At 53.7% G+C, this 20,837-nt stretch carries 19 protein-coding genes; 14 read left to right on the forward strand and 5 right to left on the reverse strand.

Annotation, left to right across the window (positions count from 1 at the left end):
* Positions 1-31: 31 nt before the first annotated feature.
* The 8 genes from ACLBVC_RS11725 to ACLBVC_RS11760 all read left to right on the forward strand — a co-directional run bounded on the left by ACLBVC_RS11725 (position 32) and on the right by ACLBVC_RS11760 (position 7,484).
* A complete protein-coding gene (locus ACLBVC_RS11725) occupies positions 32-559 on the forward strand; it encodes an MltR family transcriptional regulator (RefSeq protein WP_410149750.1) in 528 nt (175 codons plus the stop codon).
* The gene (locus ACLBVC_RS11730) at positions 537-1,244 is read left to right on the forward strand and encodes a nucleoside/nucleotide kinase family protein (protein WP_410149751.1); all 708 of its coding nucleotides are present in this window, start codon (positions 537-539) and stop codon (positions 1,242-1,244) included. The genes ACLBVC_RS11725 and ACLBVC_RS11730 overlap by 23 nt, the downstream gene beginning before the upstream one ends.
* Before the next feature lie 115 nt (positions 1,245-1,359).
* Positions 1,360-2,154 (forward strand): DsbA family protein, encoded by a 795-nt coding sequence (locus ACLBVC_RS11735; RefSeq protein ID WP_410149752.1) that lies wholly within the window; start codon positions 1,360-1,362, stop codon positions 2,152-2,154.
* 239 nt (positions 2,155-2,393) lie between these two features.
* Complete coding sequence (locus ACLBVC_RS11740) at positions 2,394-2,573, forward strand: hypothetical protein (protein WP_410149753.1); 180 nt, start codon at positions 2,394-2,396, stop codon at positions 2,571-2,573.
* 244 nt (positions 2,574-2,817) lie between these two features.
* Positions 2,818-3,105: a hypothetical protein gene (locus tag ACLBVC_RS11745; RefSeq protein WP_410149754.1), complete on the forward strand. Its 288-nt coding sequence runs from the start codon at positions 2,818-2,820 to the stop codon at positions 3,103-3,105.
* Between the two features lie 506 nt (positions 3,106-3,611).
* Positions 3,612-5,525, forward strand: a complete 1,914-nt coding sequence (locus tag ACLBVC_RS11750) for a PTS mannitol transporter subunit IICBA (RefSeq protein WP_410149755.1) — start codon at positions 3,612-3,614, stop codon at positions 5,523-5,525.
* A 125-nt stretch (positions 5,526-5,650) separates the two neighbouring features.
* The gene (mtlD, locus tag ACLBVC_RS11755) at positions 5,651-6,799 is read left to right on the forward strand and encodes a mannitol-1-phosphate 5-dehydrogenase (RefSeq protein ID WP_410149756.1); all 1,149 of its coding nucleotides are present in this window, start codon (positions 5,651-5,653) and stop codon (positions 6,797-6,799) included.
* A gap of 136 nt (positions 6,800-6,935) precedes the next feature.
* Positions 6,936-7,484: an MltR family transcriptional regulator gene (locus tag ACLBVC_RS11760; protein ID WP_101077866.1), complete on the forward strand. Its 549-nt coding sequence runs from the start codon at positions 6,936-6,938 to the stop codon at positions 7,482-7,484.
* A gap of 130 nt (positions 7,485-7,614) precedes the next feature.
* Here the strand turns inward: ACLBVC_RS11760 and ACLBVC_RS11765 are convergent, their stop codons facing one another.
* Entirely contained in the window at positions 7,615-8,223 is a 609-nt protein-coding gene (locus tag ACLBVC_RS11765; protein WP_410149757.1) for a LysE family translocator, read from the reverse strand.
* A gap of 140 nt (positions 8,224-8,363) precedes the next feature.
* Between ACLBVC_RS11765 and ACLBVC_RS11770 the strand changes: the two genes are divergently transcribed.
* Together ACLBVC_RS11770 and ACLBVC_RS11775 are read left to right on the forward strand one after the other, a co-directional pair.
* Positions 8,364-9,842: an aminotransferase-like domain-containing protein gene (locus ACLBVC_RS11770; protein WP_410149758.1), complete on the forward strand. Its 1,479-nt coding sequence runs from the start codon at positions 8,364-8,366 to the stop codon at positions 9,840-9,842.
* An 88-nt stretch (positions 9,843-9,930) separates the two neighbouring features.
* Positions 9,931-10,290, forward strand: coding sequence for a YibL family ribosome-associated protein (locus tag ACLBVC_RS11775; protein ID WP_410149759.1), 360 nt, complete (start codon positions 9,931-9,933; stop codon positions 10,288-10,290).
* Positions 10,291-10,358: 68 nt separating this feature from the next.
* On the opposite strand, the gene yiiM is transcribed toward ACLBVC_RS11775, so the two are convergent.
* The 4 genes from yiiM to fdhD all read right to left on the reverse strand — a co-directional run bounded on the left by yiiM (position 10,359) and on the right by fdhD (position 15,071).
* Positions 10,359-11,039 (reverse strand): 6-hydroxyaminopurine reductase, encoded by a 681-nt coding sequence (gene yiiM, locus ACLBVC_RS11780; RefSeq protein ID WP_410149760.1) that lies wholly within the window; start codon positions 11,037-11,039, stop codon positions 10,359-10,361.
* 108 nt (positions 11,040-11,147) lie between these two features.
* Positions 11,148-13,091, reverse strand: coding sequence for a methyl-accepting chemotaxis protein (locus ACLBVC_RS11785; protein ID WP_410149761.1), 1,944 nt, complete (start codon positions 13,089-13,091; stop codon positions 11,148-11,150).
* Positions 13,092-13,399: 308 nt separating this feature from the next.
* On the reverse strand, positions 13,400-14,020 hold the full coding sequence (gene sodA, locus ACLBVC_RS11790; protein WP_101077777.1) for a superoxide dismutase [Mn]: 621 nt from the start codon (positions 14,018-14,020) through the stop codon (positions 13,400-13,402).
* Positions 14,021-14,228: 208 nt separating this feature from the next.
* Entirely contained in the window at positions 14,229-15,071 is an 843-nt protein-coding gene (gene fdhD, locus ACLBVC_RS11795; protein WP_410149762.1) for a formate dehydrogenase accessory sulfurtransferase FdhD, read from the reverse strand.
* 145 nt (positions 15,072-15,216) lie between these two features.
* Here fdhD and fdnG point away from each other — a divergent pair, with 145 nt between their 5' ends.
* From fdnG to fdhE, 4 genes are read left to right on the forward strand one after another with little or no spacing between them, the layout of a single operon-like run.
* The gene (gene fdnG, locus ACLBVC_RS11800; RefSeq protein ID WP_410149763.1) at positions 15,217-18,264 is read left to right on the forward strand and encodes a formate dehydrogenase-N subunit alpha; all 3,048 of its coding nucleotides are present in this window, start codon (positions 15,217-15,219) and stop codon (positions 18,262-18,264) included.
* Positions 18,265-18,276: 12 nt separating this feature from the next.
* Entirely contained in the window at positions 18,277-19,191 is a 915-nt protein-coding gene (gene fdxH, locus ACLBVC_RS11805; protein WP_410149764.1) for a formate dehydrogenase subunit beta, read from the forward strand.
* Positions 19,188-19,841 (forward strand): formate dehydrogenase cytochrome b556 subunit, encoded by a 654-nt coding sequence (gene fdoI, locus ACLBVC_RS11810; protein ID WP_104923826.1) that lies wholly within the window; start codon positions 19,188-19,190, stop codon positions 19,839-19,841. Before fdxH ends, fdoI begins: the two co-directional genes overlap by 4 nt.
* Positions 19,838-20,764: a formate dehydrogenase accessory protein FdhE gene (fdhE, locus tag ACLBVC_RS11815; RefSeq protein ID WP_410149765.1), complete on the forward strand. Its 927-nt coding sequence runs from the start codon at positions 19,838-19,840 to the stop codon at positions 20,762-20,764. The genes fdoI and fdhE overlap by 4 nt, the downstream gene beginning before the upstream one ends.
* The last annotated feature ends 73 nt before the right edge of the window (positions 20,765-20,837 follow it).

Raw genomic sequence — 20,837 nt, forward strand, 5'->3', positions numbered from 1 at the left:
CTCCTCATTGCTGACAGTGGTTAAGGGAAGGATGACTGTATTAACTGAAGATCAGGTACTGGAGACGCTCTCCGGTCAGGAGAATCTCAATGATTTTCTGGATGCCGCCAACGTTATTTTACTGCGCGGCATCAAACAGTTTCTTCCCCATCTGTTTATCAACAATGACGAGGATATCCGTGAATTTGCCGTAAAACCGCTGCTCGCCAAATCCGGTCCACTCGACAGTATTGATGTTTCCCTGCGGCTTATTTATGCCTTGGGGAAAATCAAGAAACCGGTTTATGCAGACATTCTGTTGTTTTCTCAGCTGGACGAACATCTAAAAACGCAGCCTGAAATTGTCGAATTTCATGAAGATACGACGTATGAATTTATCCAGAATCTGCGGTGTGTGACGGACAATCAGCTGCTGTTTCAGTCTATTGAGAAAATGAAGTTTGCCGGTTTTGAGATATTCAATAATGTGCGCTACGGCAATCTGGTGAAAACGGCGCTGTCTCTGGCCGTGACGGATTTACTCAAGGAACTGACCTATGAACGTGACGCTGACCATTAACGGATTCACCACCCAGGCGTTTTTCCCTCAGAAAGATATTGACCAGCTACATCGGCCTCTTTTACGCCGTTTCACCGCGCTGCAACGTCAGCAAAACCGTCCGCTGGTCGTTTTTCTTGTTGCCCCTCCCGGCGCAGGAAAATCCACGCTTTCGGCATTCTGGCAAAAACTTTCGGCTGAAACGCCCGATTTAGCACCGGTTCAAACCCTGCCGATGGACGGTTTTCATCACCGTAACCGCTGGCTGGAAGAACACAATTTACGCCAGCGTAAGGGGATGCCGGAAACGTTTGATATCGCCGGTTTGCACGATGCGTTGTTGGCGCTGCGTGAACCGGGAAGCTACTGGCCGGAATACAGCAGAACGTTGCATGAGCCGGTTGAGAAGGCGATCAGCGTGACTGCGCCGTTACTGATCGTCGAGGGAAACTGGCTGTTGCTCAATGAAGAAGGCTGGCGACAGCTCGCACAATTTTGCGATATCAGCGTATTTATCCGCGCCAGTCCTGATGTGCTGCGTGGACGGCTGATCGAACGTAAAATCCGCGGCGGCCTGACGCCCGCTCAGGCGGGTGACTTTTATGAATCGACCGATGGCCCGAATGTTGCGCGCGTTCTGGCCGCCAGCGCGAAGGCAGATATCTGCCTGCAAATGCGTGCGGACGGTAGTTATCAAGGCGAGTAACTCAACGCTCTGATTTATAAAAAATGACAATTTTTAACCTGCAAACTCTGCTGAATTCCTCTACTTTTGAAGGCAACTGTCCGATTTCCCCCGTATTTCACTTTAAGGATTTTTGATGAAACGTCAGACGATGACTCTGTTGGCCTCTCTGGTGCTGGCACCCGCGCTGGCCAATGCCGCCGACAGCACAACGGCAGATTTCACCCCGGCGCAACAGGAAGCCATTGGTAAAATTGCAGCAGATTACATGCTTCAGCATCCTGAAATTCTTGTTCAGGTCAGCCAGAAACTTCAGGCGAAGCAGGCCGATCAGCAGCAACAGGAAACCCTGAGCGCCGTTCTGGCCAATTCAAAAGCCCTGATTGAAGACTCTGCCACGCCGAGTTACGGCCCGAAAGATGCCAAAGTCGCCTTTGTGGAATTCTTCGATTATCAGTGCCTGTATTGCAGCCACATGGCTCCGGTGGTTGAGCAAACGGTAAAAGCCAATCCGAACGTCCGTTTCGTTTTCAAAGAATGGCCAATCTTCGGTGACCGCTGGAAAGCGTCCATCACTGCGGCTGAAACCGGTATGGCTATCTGGAAAGAGAAGGGCGCGCAGGCGTACTTCGACTATCACAACAGCATTTATCGTACCGGCCATGACGAAGGTAAACTGACCGATTCCGATATCGCCGGTGCGGTGAAAGCGGCCAAAGCCACCCAGCCAACTGACGCGCAGCGCAAAGCCACGCATGAAGCTATTGCATCCAATGACGAACTGGCCCGCACGCTGGGCTTCAGCGGCACGCCAGGCTTTGTCGTGATGCCAACCAGCGGCGCAACGGCGGAAAACACCACCGTTCTTCCGGGGGCTGTATCCGCCGAAGAATTGCAGGCCGCCATTGTTAAGGCGCAAGGCGGGAAGTAATTTCTCATCAATCTCAATCCGGCTGCCCGGGCTGCCGGATTTTTTCTCCTCCACCGGTTTGGAAAGCACTTCTCAAAATTGGATGTAATGCCTGAAAGGGGTAAAGTTTTACCCGCGCCATTGTTTTCGTCGTGGTAACCTTGTTTTCTTCATGGATATTCATCCCTGTGAAGCGACCTCTGATTCTTTGGATCGGGTATCAGAGTTTCTTAATCTTTTACCGACTACATGGATAGCTAATGATTGTTCAATTTGCTGAGTATGTTGCGCTGAGAAAAAGTAAGCAGGGTAAAGAACCGGAAGTATCAGAAACATTGGGTTCGCCTCAGGTTATTGAGCTGTCTGCTCGGCAAGAGTTTGCTGTATATGAGAGAGTTAAAGCACGAGTGCAGGAAGCTGCCGCTAAACTCGACTGGTAATTCCGCCCTGCCTTGTCCCGTCATTGGCGTTTCTATGGCTGTTTCAGCACATAAAATTGTTACCATTGCAGGCTCAAAACGTTCTACCGAAGGCGACAGTATCGATTCTATTTTATCCAGGCGTTCTCAGGAGCTCATTCTGGGATTATGTTGAGCAAGTGGTTCGGGGATCTGTACGTTAAAGGATAAGTTAATCGCGCGTTTGAAAAGTTGCCATTATCACGTTGAGCACTATGCGAAGAGTTTGGCTGAAGATCTGCACGGTGATTCCATTACAGGTTCAGTTGCTCAGGACAAAAGTAATAAAGTTATTTTTGATATCTTTGAAGGGACGGCACCGAGGCGTTATAGCAAGTTTTTCGGATATAGCCGGGACTGGAAAGATGCCAATGGAAAAGTGATTACTTATGACGTTGATAGCTCACATCATATGGATTCCCAGCAAATGGACAGCTGTAAGGATTTTGAGCTGAAAGTCGTTCAAAATGTGACAACGAAAATTGGTGAAGAAATCACATCCACGCGAAGTTGAGAAAACGTCCGTGAGGCTGAAATTTCCTGTAGCCTCAAACTCTCCCCCCATTCTGTAATTTTATTTCAAACTCTCCCCCGTAAACTCAATTCCGCATTCACCTGACACGTCTGAACGGTTTTTAAGCGAAATAAGCAAGGTCATCGAAAAATACTTTGTGATGAGTATCACGTTTTTATGATAAAGACTCGTTAATAAAAAGTGACTTTCATCACGTTTTTATGCGTATCAAGCTCAAATTATGGTCGGTGTAGCCTAATTACGAGGGTGTTTTGTGATCGCGATCACCAAAATGAAGGGGGTAATGGTCGTATACGTGTGATCTCTGTCACGGGCTGTGGGGTGGCTACGCGAGGCCTATAATCACGTGGTAGAGTCCGCCTCGCAGACAGCAATTCGACGGACGGATTTTTAAAGCAGTGGCAGAAAAACCGAAATAACCGTCACCGATAATTAACTGATATCACGCGCTCTATTGTCAGCGCGTATCAATAGGGGTGCGTTTTATGTTTTCACCAGACGTTAAGATCAAGGTTCAAAACTTTGGTCGCTTCCTGAGTAACATGGTAATGCCCAACATCGGCGCGTTTATCGCCTGGGGTATCATTACTGCTCTGTTCATTCCTACCGGCTGGATCCCTAATGAAACATTAGCGAAGCTGGTTGGCCCGATGATCACTTATCTCCTGCCATTGCTCATCGGTTTCACCGGTGGTCGTCTGGTCGGTGGTGATCGCGGTGGTGTGGTCGGCGCAATCACCGTTATGGGTGTTATCGTCGGTGCGGATATGCCAATGTTCCTCGGCGCAATGATTGCAGGTCCGCTGGGCGGCTGGGCAATCAAGCGTTTCGACCGCTGGGTTGACGGTAAAATCAAAAGCGGCTTCGAGATGTTGGTTAACAACTTCTCCGCCGGGATTATCGGTATGCTGTTGGCGATCCTCGCCTTCCTGGCTATTGGTCCGTTGGTAGAAGCGCTGTCTAAGGTGCTGGCTGCAGGCGTGCACATCATGGTTATCCATAACCTGTTGCCGCTGGCCTCTATCTTTGTTGAACCGGCGAAAATCCTGTTCCTCAACAACGCCATCAACCACGGCATCTTCTCTCCGCTGGGTATCCAGCAGGCGACTGAAACCGGTAAATCAATCTTCTTCCTGATCGAAGCGAACCCGGGTCCGGGTATGGGCGTCCTGATGGCGTACATGTTCTTCGGTCGTGGCAGCGCTAAGCAATCTGCTGGCGGCGCGGCAATCATCCATTTCCTGGGTGGTATCCACGAAATTTATTTCCCATACGTTCTGATGAACCCACGTCTGTTGCTGGCGGTAATTCTGGGTGGTATGACTGGCGTGTTCACCCTGACTATGCTGAACGGCGGTCTGGTTTCTCCGGCTTCTCCGGGTTCAATCCTGGCCGTGCTGGCGATGACGCCAAAAGGTGCTTACTTCGCTAATATCGCCGCTATCGTAGCTGCGTTTGCGGTGTCCTTCGTGATTTCGTCCTTCTTGCTGAAAACCACGAAAGCGAAAGAAGGGGATGATCTGGAAGACGCAACCCGTCGCGTTCAGGACATGAAAGCCGAATCTAAAGGCGGTAAACCAGGCGCGACTGGCGTTGCTGGCGACCTGTCTACCGTACGCAAAATCATCGTTGCCTGTGATGCCGGTATGGGTTCCAGCGCAATGGGTGCCGGTGTTCTGCGCAAAAAAGTGCAGGATGCAGGGCTGACCAACATCAGCGTGACCAACAGTGCAATCAACAACCTGCCTGACGACGTTGACCTGGTCATTACTCACCGTGACCTCACTGAACGTGCGATGCGCCAGGTGCCACATGCACAGCACATCTCGCTGACTAACTTCCTCGACAGCGGCCTGTACACTGACCTGACTGCACGTCTGGTTGAAGTGAACAAAAGCAGCCAGTACAAAGAGAAAGTGACCACCACGTTGGGCGACAGCATCGTGTCCGACAGTGAAAACGAAAACCTGTTCCGCATCAGCGAAAGCAACATCTTCCTGGGTCTGCACGCGGCAACGAAAGAAGACGCCATTCGTTTTGCGGGTGAACAACTGGTTAAAGGCGGTTACGTTCAGGCAGAATATGTCGATGCGATGCTGGCGCGTGAACAATTGACGTCCACGTATCTGGGCGAGTCAATCGCGGTGCCACACGGTACAATCGAAGCGAAAGATCGCGTACTGAAAACTGGTATCGTGTTCTGTCAGTATCCGGCGGGCATCCGCTGGGGTGAAGACGAAGATGATTCAGCGCGTCTGGTGGTGGGTATCGCAGCACGCAATAACGAACACATCAACGTGATCACCAAGCTGACGACTGCGCTTGACGAAGACGGTGTTATCGAACGTCTGGCGAACACCACCAGCGTTGAAGAAGTTCTGACGATCCTTCGCGGTTAATCAGTAGAGCGTTACTAAGCGGGTCTTGATATCGAGACCCGCTTGTTGATTCGGAGCCGGGCGGCTCCCAGCTTTACCTAAAGCTTTTTACCAGAAAGTATGGCCCCCGATTTGAAGGAAATATTATGAAAGCATTACATTTTGGCGCAGGGAACATTGGTCGCGGTTTTATCGGTAAATTACTTGCTGATGCCGGGGCTGAACTGACATTTGCCGATGTCAGCCCTGCTTTACTGGATGCACTGAACAGCCGCAAAGGCTATAACGTGCACGTAGTCGGTGAACAGGCCACCGTTGAGCCTGTCAGCAATGTGAATGCCGTCAACAGCGCCGGTCAGGACGCTATCAACCTGATTGCCGAAGTCGATTTAGTGACCACCGCCGTTGGCCCGACCGTGCTCGAAAAAATCGCGCCGAACGTGGCGAAGGGTCTGGTGCTTCGTCACCAGCAGGGCAACGAAAAGCCACTGAATATTATCGCTTGTGAAAATATGGTGCGCGGCACCAGCCAGTTCAAACAGCACGTATTCAACGCGCTGCCGGAAGATGAAAAAGCCTGGGTTGAAGCGCATATCGGCTTTGTCGATTCTGCCGTTGACCGCATCGTCCCACCGGCCGCCGCCGGTTCGACCGATCCGCTGGAAGTCACCGTTGAAACCTTCAGCGAGTGGATCGTGGATAAAACGCAGTTTAAAGGCCCTCTGCCGGAAATCGCCGGAATGGAGCTGACCGATAACCTGATGGCATTCGTGGAACGTAAACTCTTTACCCTGAACACCGGCCACGCGATCACCGCGTATCTTGGTCAGCAGGCGGGCCATGCGACAATCCGTGATGCCATTCTCGACGAAAAAGTGCGTCTGGTGGTTCGCGGTGCGATGGAAGAGAGCGGTGAAGTGCTGATCCGTCGTTACGGTTTTGACCCGGAAAAACACGCCGCGTACATCGAAAAAATTCTGTCCCGTTTCGAAAACCCGTACCTGCATGATGATGTTGAACGCGTTGGCCGTCAGCCACTGCGTAAACTCAGCGCAGGCGATCGTCTGATCAAACCTCTGCTGGGCACTCAGGAATATCGCCTTCCTCATGAAAATCTGGTGAGAGGAATTGCGGCTGCGATGCACTACCGCAGCGAACAGGATCCACAAGCCAAAGAGCTGGTTGAATTGCTGGATAAAGTCGGGCCAAAAGCTGCCCTCGCCCAGATTTCAGGCCTGCCGGAAGAGGGTGAAGTGGTTGCCCAGGCTGTAAAAATCTACGAATCGATGCACTAATACTGCGTTCGTTTTGATTTCGCCAACACCAGGCAAAGAAAGCCCTGTCGGGCAGGATCTTCCTGCCCTTCATGCGCGCATCTTGGATGACGCCAGGGGCGCTATTAGCACCGGTTCTTTACTGCAAGTAAGCCCTATGGAAAAAGCTCAGGCGTTTGAAAACCGTGTACTGGAAAAGCTCAATGCGGGTAAAACTGTGCGCAGCTTTTTGATGACTGCCGTGGAATTGCTGGCCGAAGCGCTGGATATTCTGGTCGTGCAGGTTTTTCGCAAAGACGATTATGCCGTGAAGTATGCCGTTGAACCGCTGCTGACCGGTACCGGTCCGCTTGGCGATCTTTCCGTCCGTCTGAAACTGATTTACGCGTTGGGCGTGATCAGCCGTCATGAGTATGAAGACGCTGAATTACTGATGGCGTTGCGTGAAGAGCTGAATTACGACGGTGAAGAATATCGTTTTACCGACGATGAAATTCTTGGCCCGTTCGGTGAACTACATTGCGTGACGGAGCTGCCGCCCGCGCCAACCTTCCTCAAACCCGGTGAAGCCGACGAATCACTGATTGCCATGCAACGTCAGCGTTATCAGCAAATCGTCCGCTCCACGATGGTTCTTTCTATTACCGGTCTGATCGCGCATATCAGCAATCAGCAGCCTTCACGGCTTTCCCCGGTCAAAAAATAAATCCCCGTCATACTTCGAGCCGCAGATGCGTTGGTTGCGTCCAGTCACCCGAATCACTTACTTGAGTAAGCTCATCGGGATTCCCTCACTTGCCGCCTTTCTGCAACCCGAACTATTTTGGGGATTCGCTTTAGTTAAGCGCGTGACGCACTTCGCCGACCAAGAGCCACAGTGCGGTTAACGCCATCATGCCGCCCATAATCGTATTGAACAGTTTCAGCTTCCATTCCACGCGTAATGCCTGACGTAATCTGTCACCCATCACCACCCAGATGAGAATACACGGCAGGTTGATCAGCGCGAATCCGACGCAAATCAGCAGCGTGTGATGCAGCATATTGCCGTCTGGCGGCGTGAACAGAATCGCCACGTTAGTCGCCATCAGCCACGCTTTTGGGTTAATGGCCTGAAAAAGTGCGCCCCCCACCATGTTCATCGGTTGCTGTTTCTCGCCTTCTTTCGGTGTGCCGGAACGGTAAATTTTCCACGACAACCAGAACAGATACGTACAACCCACCGCGGCCATCGGCAGACGCACGACGTTCATCCAGCTCAGTAAAATCGCCAGCATGGAGGTCATCAGTGCGCATTGCACCACGCAGCCCAGCGTGATCCCCAGCATCATCGGTACGCTGCGGCGTAACCCAAAATTCACCCCGGACGCCGCCAGCAACAGATTATTCGGGCCCGGCGTAATGGACATCACGGTGACGTAACTGACAAAAGCGGTATCTATCATTTTGTATTTTTCCCCTGTATTCCAGATAACCAGAATAATCAGCTCAGGGGAAAGGTGACAGAACCAGAAATACGCTATTGTTAGGGTTACAGTTTCAGTAAGGCAAAACTGTACCCTTTCAATTTCACGGAACTGACACCATGACCGATATTGCGGAACTGCCCGACACCCGTTACAACCAGCTGGCGGAACAACTGGCCGAAGCCATTCGCCGCGGCACGCTGGCGCCGGGCAGCCGTTTGCCGTCGGTGAGGCGCAGTGCGCAAACCTGGTCAGTCAGCATTAACACGGTTGTCGCAGCGTACCGGCGGCTGGAAGATCGCGGTTTTATTGAGGCCCGCCCGCAGTCCGGTTTTTATGTGCGTGCCGCATTGCCCGCGCTGGAACATCAGCCGCCGCAGGAACAGCCGCAGACGCCAGCCGCTGAACCTGCAGACGAAGTGCTGGATCTGATCGACACCGTTTTCGCCTCGCAAACCGACCCGGCGTACACCAATCTTTCGCTGGCGTGTCCGCAGTCCAATGACTTCTATCCGAGCGGAAAACTCGGGCGCATTATGTCGTCCCTTTTGCGCCGTCAGCCGGACCTGATCGGGAAATATGCTTTGCCGCCGGGACACCCGGCGCTGCGGCAACAAATCGCCCGCCGCGCGCTGGCGCTGGGCATGATTTTAGAACCGATCGATATCACGATTACGCACGGTTGTATGGAAGCGTTGCAGCTGGCGTTGCGCGTGACGACCCAACCGGGCGACAGCGTCGGGCTGGAAACACCGACCTATTTTTATCTGCTACCGATGCTGGCGAGTCTCGGGCTGAAAGCGGTGGAAATCCCGACTGATCCGCAAACCGGGCTTTCTCTGGACGTGCTGGAAATGCTGCTCAGCGAGAAGCGCCTGAATGCGGTTATCGCGATGCCGACAGCGCAAAATCCGCTGGGGTTTACCATGCCGCTGGACGCGAAAAAACGACTGGCGCGGCTGATGAACGTTCATCAGGTGCCGCTGATTGAAGATGGTCTTTATGCGGAGATCCAGTTCGGTGCGACGCTCTCTCCTGCGGTGAAATCGTTTGATACCGATGGCTGGATCCTGTTCTGCACCAGTTTCACCAAAACGCTGGCACCGGATTTCCGCATTGGTTGGGTGGAAGGCGGCCGGTTCGCCGACCGGCTGCATAAGCTCAAAGCCGTTTCCTCGATGGCCGAATCTGCCCTGTTGTCGCAAACGCTGACCATTTTTCTCGAGTCCGGCGGCTACGACCACCATCTGCGGACGTTGCGCCGCCGCTATGCCTCGCAGGTTGAGCAGGCGCGTGCGCTGATCGCGCTGCATTTCCCGCAGGGCACCCGCGCGACACAACCGGCGGGCGGTTTCGTCATCTGGGTTGATTTCCCGCCGGAAGTGGACTGCGTCAGGCTGTTCCATCAACTGTTGCAGGATAAAATCTGCATGACGCCGGGCCAGCTTTATTCCCCTAGCGGGCGCTACAGCAACGGACTGCGGTTGTCGTGTTGCTATGTGTTCGACACGCGCTATATTTCGGCGATGATCCGCATCGGCCAGCGTGCCTGCGAGATGTGCGGCTTACCGCCGGGGCTGGCGCAAGTGCAGGAGTGAACTGAAGAATCGCGCACTTTCTGATACACTGAGCGTTATTATCCCTTTTTACAGTTGTGCCCGCTGCGGCATGAACGGATCTGACACCATGAAAGAAATCGAAAAAGCCGAGATTAAGCGCCTCAGCGACATGCTGGATGCCCTTAACCACAAAGATGCGACCATTATTCAGGCTGGTAATGCTGAGCTGATCGCCAAGCACGAAGAAGAGAAAGAAAAACTGGCAGCAGAAATCGCGCGTCTGAAAGAAGTGCGTGTGAAAAAACTCAGCACCGAAGCTCAGAAACTGGAAAAGCTGTTCAGCCGTGAAATCACCAAGAAAGAACAGGCTGATATGGGCACGCTGAAGAAAACCGTACGCGGTATCGTGGTGGTTCACCCGATGACCGCATTGGGCCGCGAAATGGGCCTGAAAGTCGTCACCGGTTTCGCTATAAAAAAATTCTGATTTTATCTCCCTCCCCCTTCGCTGGGGGAGGAGCAAGAAAAATCCCCTTCGCTCGGGAGGAGCTAAAACTATTTCCCATCCGAACCGAACAATCTCCGTCCAAAATCCTCGATCTTGCGCTGAACCAGACGCGTTTGCATCGTTTTGCTCCAGCTGGCAGAAAGCCCGGCCGCCGACATCAGACGGCGATACTGTTCCTCATCAAACGGCATGTTAAAGGCAATCGAAATCGCTTCAGCCACGGACACTTCGCTGTTACGCGTCAGCAACTCCAGCGGGCGATCGCCGCTGACTTTTCCGGTGCCGACCACGCGATAAAGCCAGCCGCAGCGGCCGCTTTGTTGCAACAATGGCGACAGATTTTTGCATCCCAGAAAATGATTGAGCTTATAGCAGGGCGCACGCGGCTGTGTGACCTGAATCAGCGCTTCGCCCCAGCGGAAAATATCACCGATAAACACGTTATCTTCCGTCATGCCGAGCGTCGAAAGATTTTCGCCAAAGGCGGGAGGATGGAAACGCTCTTCTTCTTCGGGAAACTGCTGACGCAGCCAGGCGTAGTGTTCGCGAGGGAAATGGCACAGTGCGCGGTCTGCGCCGCCGTGATAACTCTTTTCTGCCTGCTGATCGCCTTCGAGCCCGGCAGACGTCAGAACGACCGCGCCGTCGATCTGGCGTTTAGCAATCGCACTGGGCGAATAATCCGGGTAGCTTTCGATATTGCCGATATAAACGTCGGGATAATGCATAAGGTCTCCGCGAGGAATCAGTCGTTAACCTCAGCATAACCTGCATTGCCGGTTCGGAGTATCAGGAATCGCCCCGCGCGAAAATCACGCAAGGCGACGAGTGGGAAATCAGAAAGTTTCCCAGTTATCCTGACTGGTTTTGCCCTGCGCTGGCGGCAGAACCGGGCGTCGCAGCGCGCCGGAAGCGGGCGCTTTCAGCATGTTGCCATTGTCGGCCAGACGAAATACCGACACCGCCTGCGTCAGCGTCGCGGCCTGATCTTCCAAAGAGTCAGCCGCTGCCGAAGACTGCTCAACCAGCGCGGCATTCTGCTGGGTGGTGCTGTCCATTTCGACAATCGCCTGCGAAATCTGGCTGATCCCGCGGCTTTGTTCGTCAGAAGCCGACGCGATTTCACCCATAATATCGCGGACGTGCGAGACGGATTTCACGATGTCCTGCATCGTGCGCCCGGTATTTTCCACGAGCTTCGCGCCGGTATTCACACGTTCAACCGATTCGGCAATCAGCCCTTCAATCTCTTTTGCTGCCTGCGCACTGCGCTGTGCCAGCGTGCGGACTTCGGACGCCACCACCGAGAATCCGCGGCCCTGTTCTCCGGCGCGTGCGGCTTCTACGGCGGCGTTCAGCGCCAGAATATTGGTCTGGAACGCAATGCCGTTGATGACGGAGGTGATTTCTGCGATACGTTTAGAACTGCCGGAAATCTGCTGCATCGTATCGACCACTTCGCCAACCTGCTTGCCACCCAATGTGGCCGTGCCCGATGCTTCGCTCGCCAGTTTGCTGGCATGATGGGCGTTATCGGCATTCTGTTTCACTGTGGCGCTCAGTTCTTCCATGCTGGCGGCCGTTTCTTCAACCGCAGCGGCCTGCTGTTCGGTGCGTGAGGACAAATCGGTATTCCCGGCGGCGATTTCCGCTGCTGCGTGCGAAACCTGCGAGACGCCGGAGCGGATTTCATAAATCATCGTGCTGAGATTCTGGCTCATTCCAGCCACCGCGTTCATCAGCATGCCCAGTTCGTCACGGCGCGTAGTGGTGCGTGCGGCAGTCAGATCACCCTGTGCAATCGCTTCGGCGGTTTTCAGCGTATCACGGATCGGCTGCGCAATCTGGCGGGTGATTCGCCACGCAATCAGGATACCGGCCAGCATGACAATCAGCGTAATCACCATCATGATCATCTGCGCATTACTGATATCGTTGTGTGTATTATCCAGTTCGTTTTTGAAGATTTTCGATACCAGCGCGTTCATCTCGGCGGCTTTCACCGACAGAAGTTGTGAGTTTTTCTGCTCATCTTCATAGGCTGGCATGTACGCCACAACGTGGCTTTTGTAAGTTGCCAGCGCGGTCATCAGCGGAGCCAGCGTCGCCTGCTGATTGGGCAGAAGCAGCGCGTTAAGTTTTTTTGCATTGGCCTGCGTATCGTCGATGGCCTGCAACAATGTCGCCTCAGACTCTTTGTTGATGTTGAGCAACAGGCCACGCACGTAATAACGCACGCTGATCAGTTTCTGAATCACTTCTGCAAGGGAAAGACGAATCGACGGGTCGGCATCTTCCACACGCAGCTGATCCTGCAGGCGTTTCACCACGGCTTCCGTTTCGGAAAGATTCCAGCTGGCGCGCACGGCGTCTTTTCTGTCGACGGCCTGTTTGAAGGCGTCCTGCGCTACCTGATACTCACGGATTTTTACCGGTACCTGATTGAGATCGGCCAGGCTGGTCGCATCCCATTCCAGTTTACCTTTCGACTGCGCAATCAGCTGCGACAGTGCATTAATTTTGTCCTGATTTTGCTTGAGATAGGCAGGGTCGTAATTGAGCTGATAAAGCGTACGGCTAAGACGGGCATCATTGAGCAACGCATTCATCTGATTACTAAAATCAACTTTCTCAGCGCGCTGGCTGATGTCATTAAACTTAATCATTCCGGCGGCGGTGATCACCGCGGCGATCAAAAGAACCAACCCGAAGCCGAGACCCAGTTTGGTGCCGACTTTGAGATTACTCATCCACTGCGAAAGACCCGTGCCGTTGCCCATTGCTGTTCTCCGTCAAGCATTCCATGCAATAAAATTTGCGATTTTGTGACGCCTTTGTGAACAATCTATCGTCAGGACTTAAGAGAAACTTTATAGGTGTCGGGGGGTATTTTTGATTAATGAGAGGGCGGTCTAAAAATGGCGGAAAGTGAGGGGACCATTCGCCCTAACACAGTGATCAGGCTTACGTTTTTTGCATAAAAGGCAGGACATAAAAGTCGGAGCATTAAAATCGAGGTATAAAAAAGGCAGGTCGCTGACCTGCCTCTTGCGAAAGCATCGTGCCCGTTAAGGGCGGTAAAGCGAAATTATTTCGCTTCAGCCAGACGTTTTGCTGCTTCGTCCCAGTTTACAACAGCCCAGAAGGCTTTGATGTAATCAGGGCGTTTGTTCTGATATTTCAGGTAGTAAGCGTGTTCCCAAACGTCCAGACCCAGCAGCGGGTAACCGGAAACGCCTGAAACAGCTTCGCCCATCAGCGGGCTGTCCTGGTTTGCAGTAGAAACAACAGCCAGTTTACCGTCTTTCAGAACCAGCCATGCCCAGCCAGAACCGAAACGGGTTGCAGCTGCTTTCTCAAAAGCTTCTTTGAAAGCGTCAACGCTGCCGAAATCGCGTTCGATCGCAGATTTCAGTTCGCCCTGTAAGGTTGTACCGGTTTTCAGGCCTTTCCAGAACAGGCTGTGGTTAGCGTGGCCACCTGCGTTGTTACGCAGTGCAACTTTCTTGTCCGCAGGCACTTTGTCCAGGTTAGCAATCAACTCTTCAACAGACAGCGCAGCCAGTTCTGGCAGGCTTTCCAGCGCGGCGTTAGCGTTGTTAACGTAAGCCTGATGGTGTTTAGAGTGATGGATTTCCATCGTTTCTTTGTCGAAATGCGGTTCGAGTGCGTCGTATGCGTAAGGCAGTGATGGCAGTGAATAACTCATGTTCATCGTCTCCATAGTGTAGGGCGGCACCGTCTTTGTGAGCACCGCGTAATCAGTCGGATCATTATAGTTAATTAAATGATATTGAAAATGATTATCTAAGCCCGACGCTTGGTAAGGCTACGCGTAAGCCCCTGTTATTGAGGGCTTAGAACCAGATAACCGCAAACAATCCTAAATTGTCTAAAGGCACTGAGTGCTTAGAGGGTTACCGCAACCGCTGAGGATGCGTATACACCGTTGCCCGGCCGGGTTTACTGAAACCGACCAGCGTCAGGTTACATTTTTCTGCGACGTCTACCGCAAGCGTGGTGGCGGCGGAGACGGCGAACAGGATTTCGACGCCGCACATCGCGGCTTTCTGCACCATTTCATAGCTGGCGCGGCTTGAAACCAGCGCAGCGCCGGTGTTCCAGTCATTTTGTCGGGCGCGCTGGCCGAGCATTTTATCCAGCGCGACGTGACGGCCGACGTCTTCGCAGCCGCCCGACAGCGTGCCTGCCGGCGTGATCCACGCGGCGGCGTGCGTGCAGCCGGTCAGCTGGCCGATGGGCTGAACGGATTTCAGTTGCTGCAACGCGGCGTCCAGATTCGCCAGATCGAAGGTTTGCGTAAACGGCAACGGCGCAAGCGGGCGAAACAGATCGCCCAGCTGTTCGATGCCGCAAACGCCGCAACCGGTGCGGCCTGCCATCGCGCGGCGGCGTTCTTTCAGCCCGGCAAAGCGGCGGCTCGATAGCTCAATGTTAACTTCGATTCCATTACAGTTTTGTGCGACGTCCATTCCGTAAATGTCGCTGGCGGTTTCGATAATCCCTTCCGAGAGCGAAAAGCCCAGCGCGAAGGCTTCAAAATCTTTTGGCGATGCCATCATCACCACGTGCGAAATCCCGTTGTAGACCAGCGCGACGGGTACTTCTTCAGCAATCCAGTCCTCTTCCGACGCATCCAGACGGGCGCGTTGCATCACCGTTTTTTGGCGCGCTCCGATGATCTGAGTCACTTTTTTGTCATCTTTTTCGCCCAGTTCGTTTACTTGATGGACATCCATTGGCAATAACCTTATAAACAATCCGGCTACATAAGCCGTACAAAAAATATGGGTACTGAACCTTAATTTTATCGCTTCCGCGTCTGACGGGGAAAGCGCCAATTTGAAAAGCAATGTGTTAACAAATGATGGGAAGGAGTCTTTCATGCAAGTCAGCAGAAGACAATTATTCAAAATATGTGCGGGCGGAATGGCCGGTACAACAGCCGCGTTATTAGGGTTCGCTCCGACGCTGGCGATGGCGGAAACCCGCCAATACAAACTGCTCCGTTCGCGTGAAACCCGCAACAACTGCACCTACTGTTCGGTCGGCTGCGGAATGCTGATTTACAGCCAGGGCGATGGTGCAAAAAATGTCACCGAGAATATCTTCCACGTTGAGGGTGACGCCGATCATCCGGTCAGTCGTGGCTCGTTGTGCCCGAAAGGCGCCGGTGTGCTGGATTATATTCACAGCGAAGGCCGTCTGAGATACCCGGAATACCGTGCGCCGGGCTCAGATAAATGGCAGCGCATCACCTGGGACGAGGCGATTTCCCGTATTGCCCGCCTGATGAAAGATGACCGCGACGCCAACTTCGTTGAGAAAAATGAGAACAACGTGACGGTCAACCGCTGGCTGACCACCGGAATGCTCTGTTCGTCCGCAGCAAGTAACGAAACCGGCCTGCTGGATCAGAAATTCACCCGCGCAATGGGTATGGTTGCCATCGACTGTCAGGCGCGCCTGTGCCACGGGCCGACCGTTGCCGCCTTAGCGCCGAGTTTTGGTCGCGGCGCGATGACCAACAACTGGGTGGATATCAAAAACGCCAACGTCATTTTGATTATGGGCGGTAATGCGGCGGAAGCCCATCCGGTCGGATTCAAATGGGTGATCGAAGCCAAAACCAAAAATAACGCCAAAGTCATTGTTGTCGATCCGCGCTTTAACCGCAGCGCCGCCGTAGCCGATATTTACGCGCCAATCCGCGCCGGTTCTGACACCGCCTTCCTGCTCGGCATGATCAACTACCTGATTACGCATAATAAAATCCAGACAGAATACGTCCGGGAATACACCAACGCCAGCCTGCTGGTGCGTGAAGATTATGCCTTTAACGACGGGCTGTTCAGTGGCTTCGATGCCACGAAAAAAGCCTACAACAAAGACAGCTGGCATTATCAGCTCGATGAAAACGGCATCGCGAAACAGGACAAAACGTTACAAGACCCGCGCTGTGTCTGGAATCTGCTGAAAGAGCACGTTTCCCGTTATACGCCGGAAATGGTCGAACGCCTGTGCGGTACGTCGAAAGAAGATTTCCTGCTGATAAGCTCGATTCTGGCGGAAACCTGTGCGCGCGATAAAACCTCCACCATCCTGTACGCACTGGGTTGGACGCACCACACCGGCGGCGCGCAAATCATCCGCTGTGCGGCGATGATTCAGCTGCTGCTCGGTAACATCGGTATGCCCGGCGGCGGCGTCAATGCGCTGCGCGGTCACTCAAATATTCAGGGTTATACCGATCTTGGTTTGCTGTCGCTCAATCTGCCGGGCTACATGCCGCTGCCGTCTGAGAAACAAACCAATATCACCGATTACCTGAAGCAAATTACGCCGGGAACGCTGGTCGAGAATCAGGTTAACTTCTGGAAAAACACGCCGAACTTCTTCGTCAGCATGATGAAAAGTTTCTGGGGCGAACATGCCACGGCGGAGAATGACTGGGGTTATGACTGGTTGCCGAAATGGGACAAAAGCTACGACGTGCTGCAACAGGCCGAGCTGATGACCCAGGGTAAACTCAACGGGTATATCGTGCAGGGCTTCAACCCGCTGGCGGCCTTCCCGGACAAAAATAAATCCTCGCGCGCGCTTTCAAAACTGAAATACATGGTAGTGATCGACCCGCTGGTGACCGAGTCCTCGAACTTCTGGCAGAATCACGGTGCGATGAACGACGTGCAAACCGCCGACATTCAGACCGAAGTGTTCCGCCTGCCGTCTTCCTGTTTTGCGGAAGAAAATGGCTCAATCGTGAACTCCGGCCGCTGGCTGCAATGGCACTTCCAGGCGTCTGAGCCGCCGGGTGAAGCGCTGCACGACGGAAAGATCATTGCCCGCCTGTTCATGAAACTGCGCGAGCTGTACCAGCAAGAAGGCGGGGCGAATCCGCTGCCGGTGATGAACATGGCGTGGGATTATCAGGATCCGCTTGACCCGCTGCCTGAAGAGATCGCCCGCGAAGCCAACGGCAAAGCGCTGGCGGACATTCACGACGATCAGGGCAATATTCTGGCGAAAAAAGGCCAGCAGATTTCCACCTTTGCACACCTGAAAAACGACGGCTCCACCGCCAGTTTCTGCTGGATTTACGCCGGTAGCTGGACTGAAGCTGGTAACCAGATGGCGCGCCGCGATAATGCCGATCCGTCCGGTCTGGGCTGTACGTCCGGTTGGGCATGGAGCTGGCCTCTGAACCGCCGCATTCTGTATAACCGCGCCTCCGTTGACCCGCAGGGCCAGCCGTGGGATCCAAAACGTGAAATCATCCGCTGGGATGGCGCGAAATGGACCGGTTTTGATGTCCCGGATTACAGCAACGCCGCACCTGGCACCGGCGTCGGGCCGTTTATCATGCAACAGGAAGGCGTCGGGCGTTTGTTTGCGACCGACAAAATGGCTGATGGTCCCTTCCCGGAGCATTACGAACCCATCGAATCGCCGATTGGCACAAATCCTCTGCATCCGGACGTAATTTCCAATCCGGTCGCCCGCATTTTTGCCAGCGATTTACCCAATATGGGCACTGCCAAAGACTTCCCGTATGTGGCCACAACGTATTCGATCACCGAACTTTTCCGCCACTGGACCAAGCACGCTTTGCTGAACGCTATCGCACAGCCTGAACAATTTATCGAGATCGGCGAAAACCTTGCCGCCTCGAAAAATATCGTTCAGGGCGATGAGATTAAAGTCTCCTCGAAGCGAGGTTTTATCGTGGCGAAAGCCGTGGTAACCAAGCGTATCCGCCCGCTGACCATCGACGGCAAACATGTCGATACCATCGGTATCCCGTGTCACTGGGGCTTTGAAGGTGCGACGCGTAAGGGCTATTTAGCCAATACGCTGACGCCGTCAGTCGGCGACGCTAACTCGCAAACGCCGGAGTTTAAGGCGTTCCTGGTTAACGTGGAAAAGGTTTAACGGAGGCGAATTATGGCAATGCAATCTCAGGACATACTTCGTAAGTCCGCAACCAACGGGTTCACGCCAGCGCCGCGTGCCCGCGATCATCAGCAGGAAGTGGCGAAGCTTATCGACGTCACCACCTGCATCGGCTGCAAAGGCTGTCAGGTCGCCTGTTCTGAATGGAACGACCTGCGCGATGAGGTCGGCGTGAACACCGGCGTTTACGACAACCCGATGGATCTCAGCGCGAAATCCTGGACGGTGATGCGTTTCTCTGAAGTGGAAGAAAACGGCAAGCTGGAATGGCTGATCCGCAAAGACGGCTGTATGCACTGCGCCGATCCGGGCTGCCTCAAAGCCTGCCCGGCGGAAGGTGCCATTCTTCAGTACGCCAACGGCATCGTCGATTTTCAGTCTGAACACTGCATCGGCTGCGGTTACTGCATCGCTGGTTGCCCGTTCAACATCCCGCGCATTAACCCACAGGATAACCGCGCGTACAAATGCACGCTGTGCGTTGACCGCGTGAGCGTTGGGCAGGAACCTGCCTGCGTGAAAACCTGCCCGACCGGCGCGATTCATTTTGGGACCAAAACGGAAATGCAGGATCTGGCGGCAGAACGTGTCAGCGAGCTAAAAGGGCGCGGCTTTGAACAGGCTGGTCTGTACGATCCGCAGGGCGTCGGCGGCACGCACGTCATGTACGTACTGCATCACAACGATAAACCGGAGCTGTACCACGGTCTGCCAAAAGACCCGGCCATCAGCACGGCGGTTACGCTCTGGAAAGGCATCTGGAAACCACTGGCGGCCGTCGGTTTTGCTGTGACCTTCGCTGCGGCGGCCTTCCACTTCCTCGGCGTGGGGCCGAACTACGTGAAAGAAGAGCCTGTGGATGAGAAAGACGAAGAAAAACAGAATGATGAGGAGACACGCTCATGAAAAAAGAGAAGTTAATCCAGCGCTATAATCTGGTGGAACGTCTCAATCACTGGATCGTCGCTTTTTGTTTTGTGACGCTGGCGCTCAGCGGTATCGGCTTCTTCTTCCCGTCATTTAACTGGCTGATGAATGTTTACGGCACGCCGCAACTGGCGCGCATCCTGCATCCGTTCTTCGGGGTGGTGATGTTCGTTTCGTTCCTCGGAATGTTCTTCCGTTACTGGAAGCACAATCTGCCGGAAAAAGATGACATCGTGTGGGCGAAAAATATCCACAAAGTGCTGACCAATCATGAAGTCGGCGACACCGGTCGCTATAACTTCGGGCAGAAGTGCGTATTCTGGGCGGCCATCAGTTGCCTGGTTCTGCTGATGGCGAGCGGCGTCATTATCTGGCGTCCGTGGTTTGCCGGTTACTTCCCGATCCCGCTGATCCGCCTGGCACTTCTGGTGCACTCGCTGGCCGGTATCGGATTGATTCTGGTGATCATCATGCATGTGTACGCGGCGACCTGGGCGAGGGGTTCCATTACGGCCATGACGGAAGGCAAAGTCCCGGCGTCATGGGCGAAATACCATCATCCCCGCTGGTATCGTCAGGTTCGTGCTGAAGAACTGAAAAAAGACAAGGACGAAAGGAAAGCCGGATGAGCATACAGATTGTTCCGCAGGACGAACTGGCTGACGGTAAAACGGCGGGAAATATCCCGCCGGTATTGTTCGCCAATCTGAAAACCCTTTACCAGCGCCGTGCAGACCGTTTGCGGAAACTGGCAGAAGACAGCCCGCTGGACGGGTATCTGAACTTTGCCGCGACGATTTGCGACGCGCAACGGCGCGTTCTGGCGGCGTTTCCGCTTGAAATCGACCTCAGCGAAGAGCTGCAAAAAGCAGCCGGTAAACCGCCGCTCGACTGCAGCCTGTTCCCGCGAACGCCGCACTGGCTGGTTCTGCTGGATGCGCTAATTGCGGAGCTCAAGCCGGATGCCGATGAAACGGTAACGTTGGTGCTTGAGCGCCTCGAGCATTCTCCGAGCCTGCAGCGGGAAATGATGGCAACGCAGTTGCTGAATCAGGATTTCGCACACGTTCCGGCTGACAAAGCGCCATTTATCTGGGCGGCGCTGTCGCTGTACTGGGCGCAGATGGCTGCGCAGCTTCGTGGCGTTGGCCGCGCGGAATATGGCGAAAGCCGCCAGTTCTGCCCGGTGTGCGGCAGTATTCCGGTTTCAGCTGTAATTGCTCTGGGTGCCAATAACGGCCTGCGTTATCTGCACTGCAATTTGTGCGAAAGCGAATGGCACGTCGTGCGTGCCAAATGCAGTAACTGCGACGAAATGGGCAATCTTCATTACTGGTCTTTAACTGAAGATCCTGCCGACGTTGGGCAGGCCACGATCAAAGCCGAAGCCTGTGATGATTGCGGTGCGTATCTCAAAGTGATTTATCAGGATAAAGATCCGCAAGCCGATGCCGTCGCCGACGATCTCGCCACGCTGTTGCTTGACGACCGTATGGAAGACAAAGGTTTTATTGGCAGCGGCGTGAACCCCTTCCTGTTCCCCGCCGGATGACTCTGAAAGCTGGCAGCCCGCCGCGTCTTTACTGGTAAAGCGTGCCGTGGCTGCTAGCTTTAAAAGAGGTTCT

Source organism: Rahnella selenatireducens (assembly GCF_046449555.1).
GTDB lineage: Bacteria > Pseudomonadota > Gammaproteobacteria > Enterobacterales > Enterobacteriaceae > Rahnella > Rahnella selenatireducens.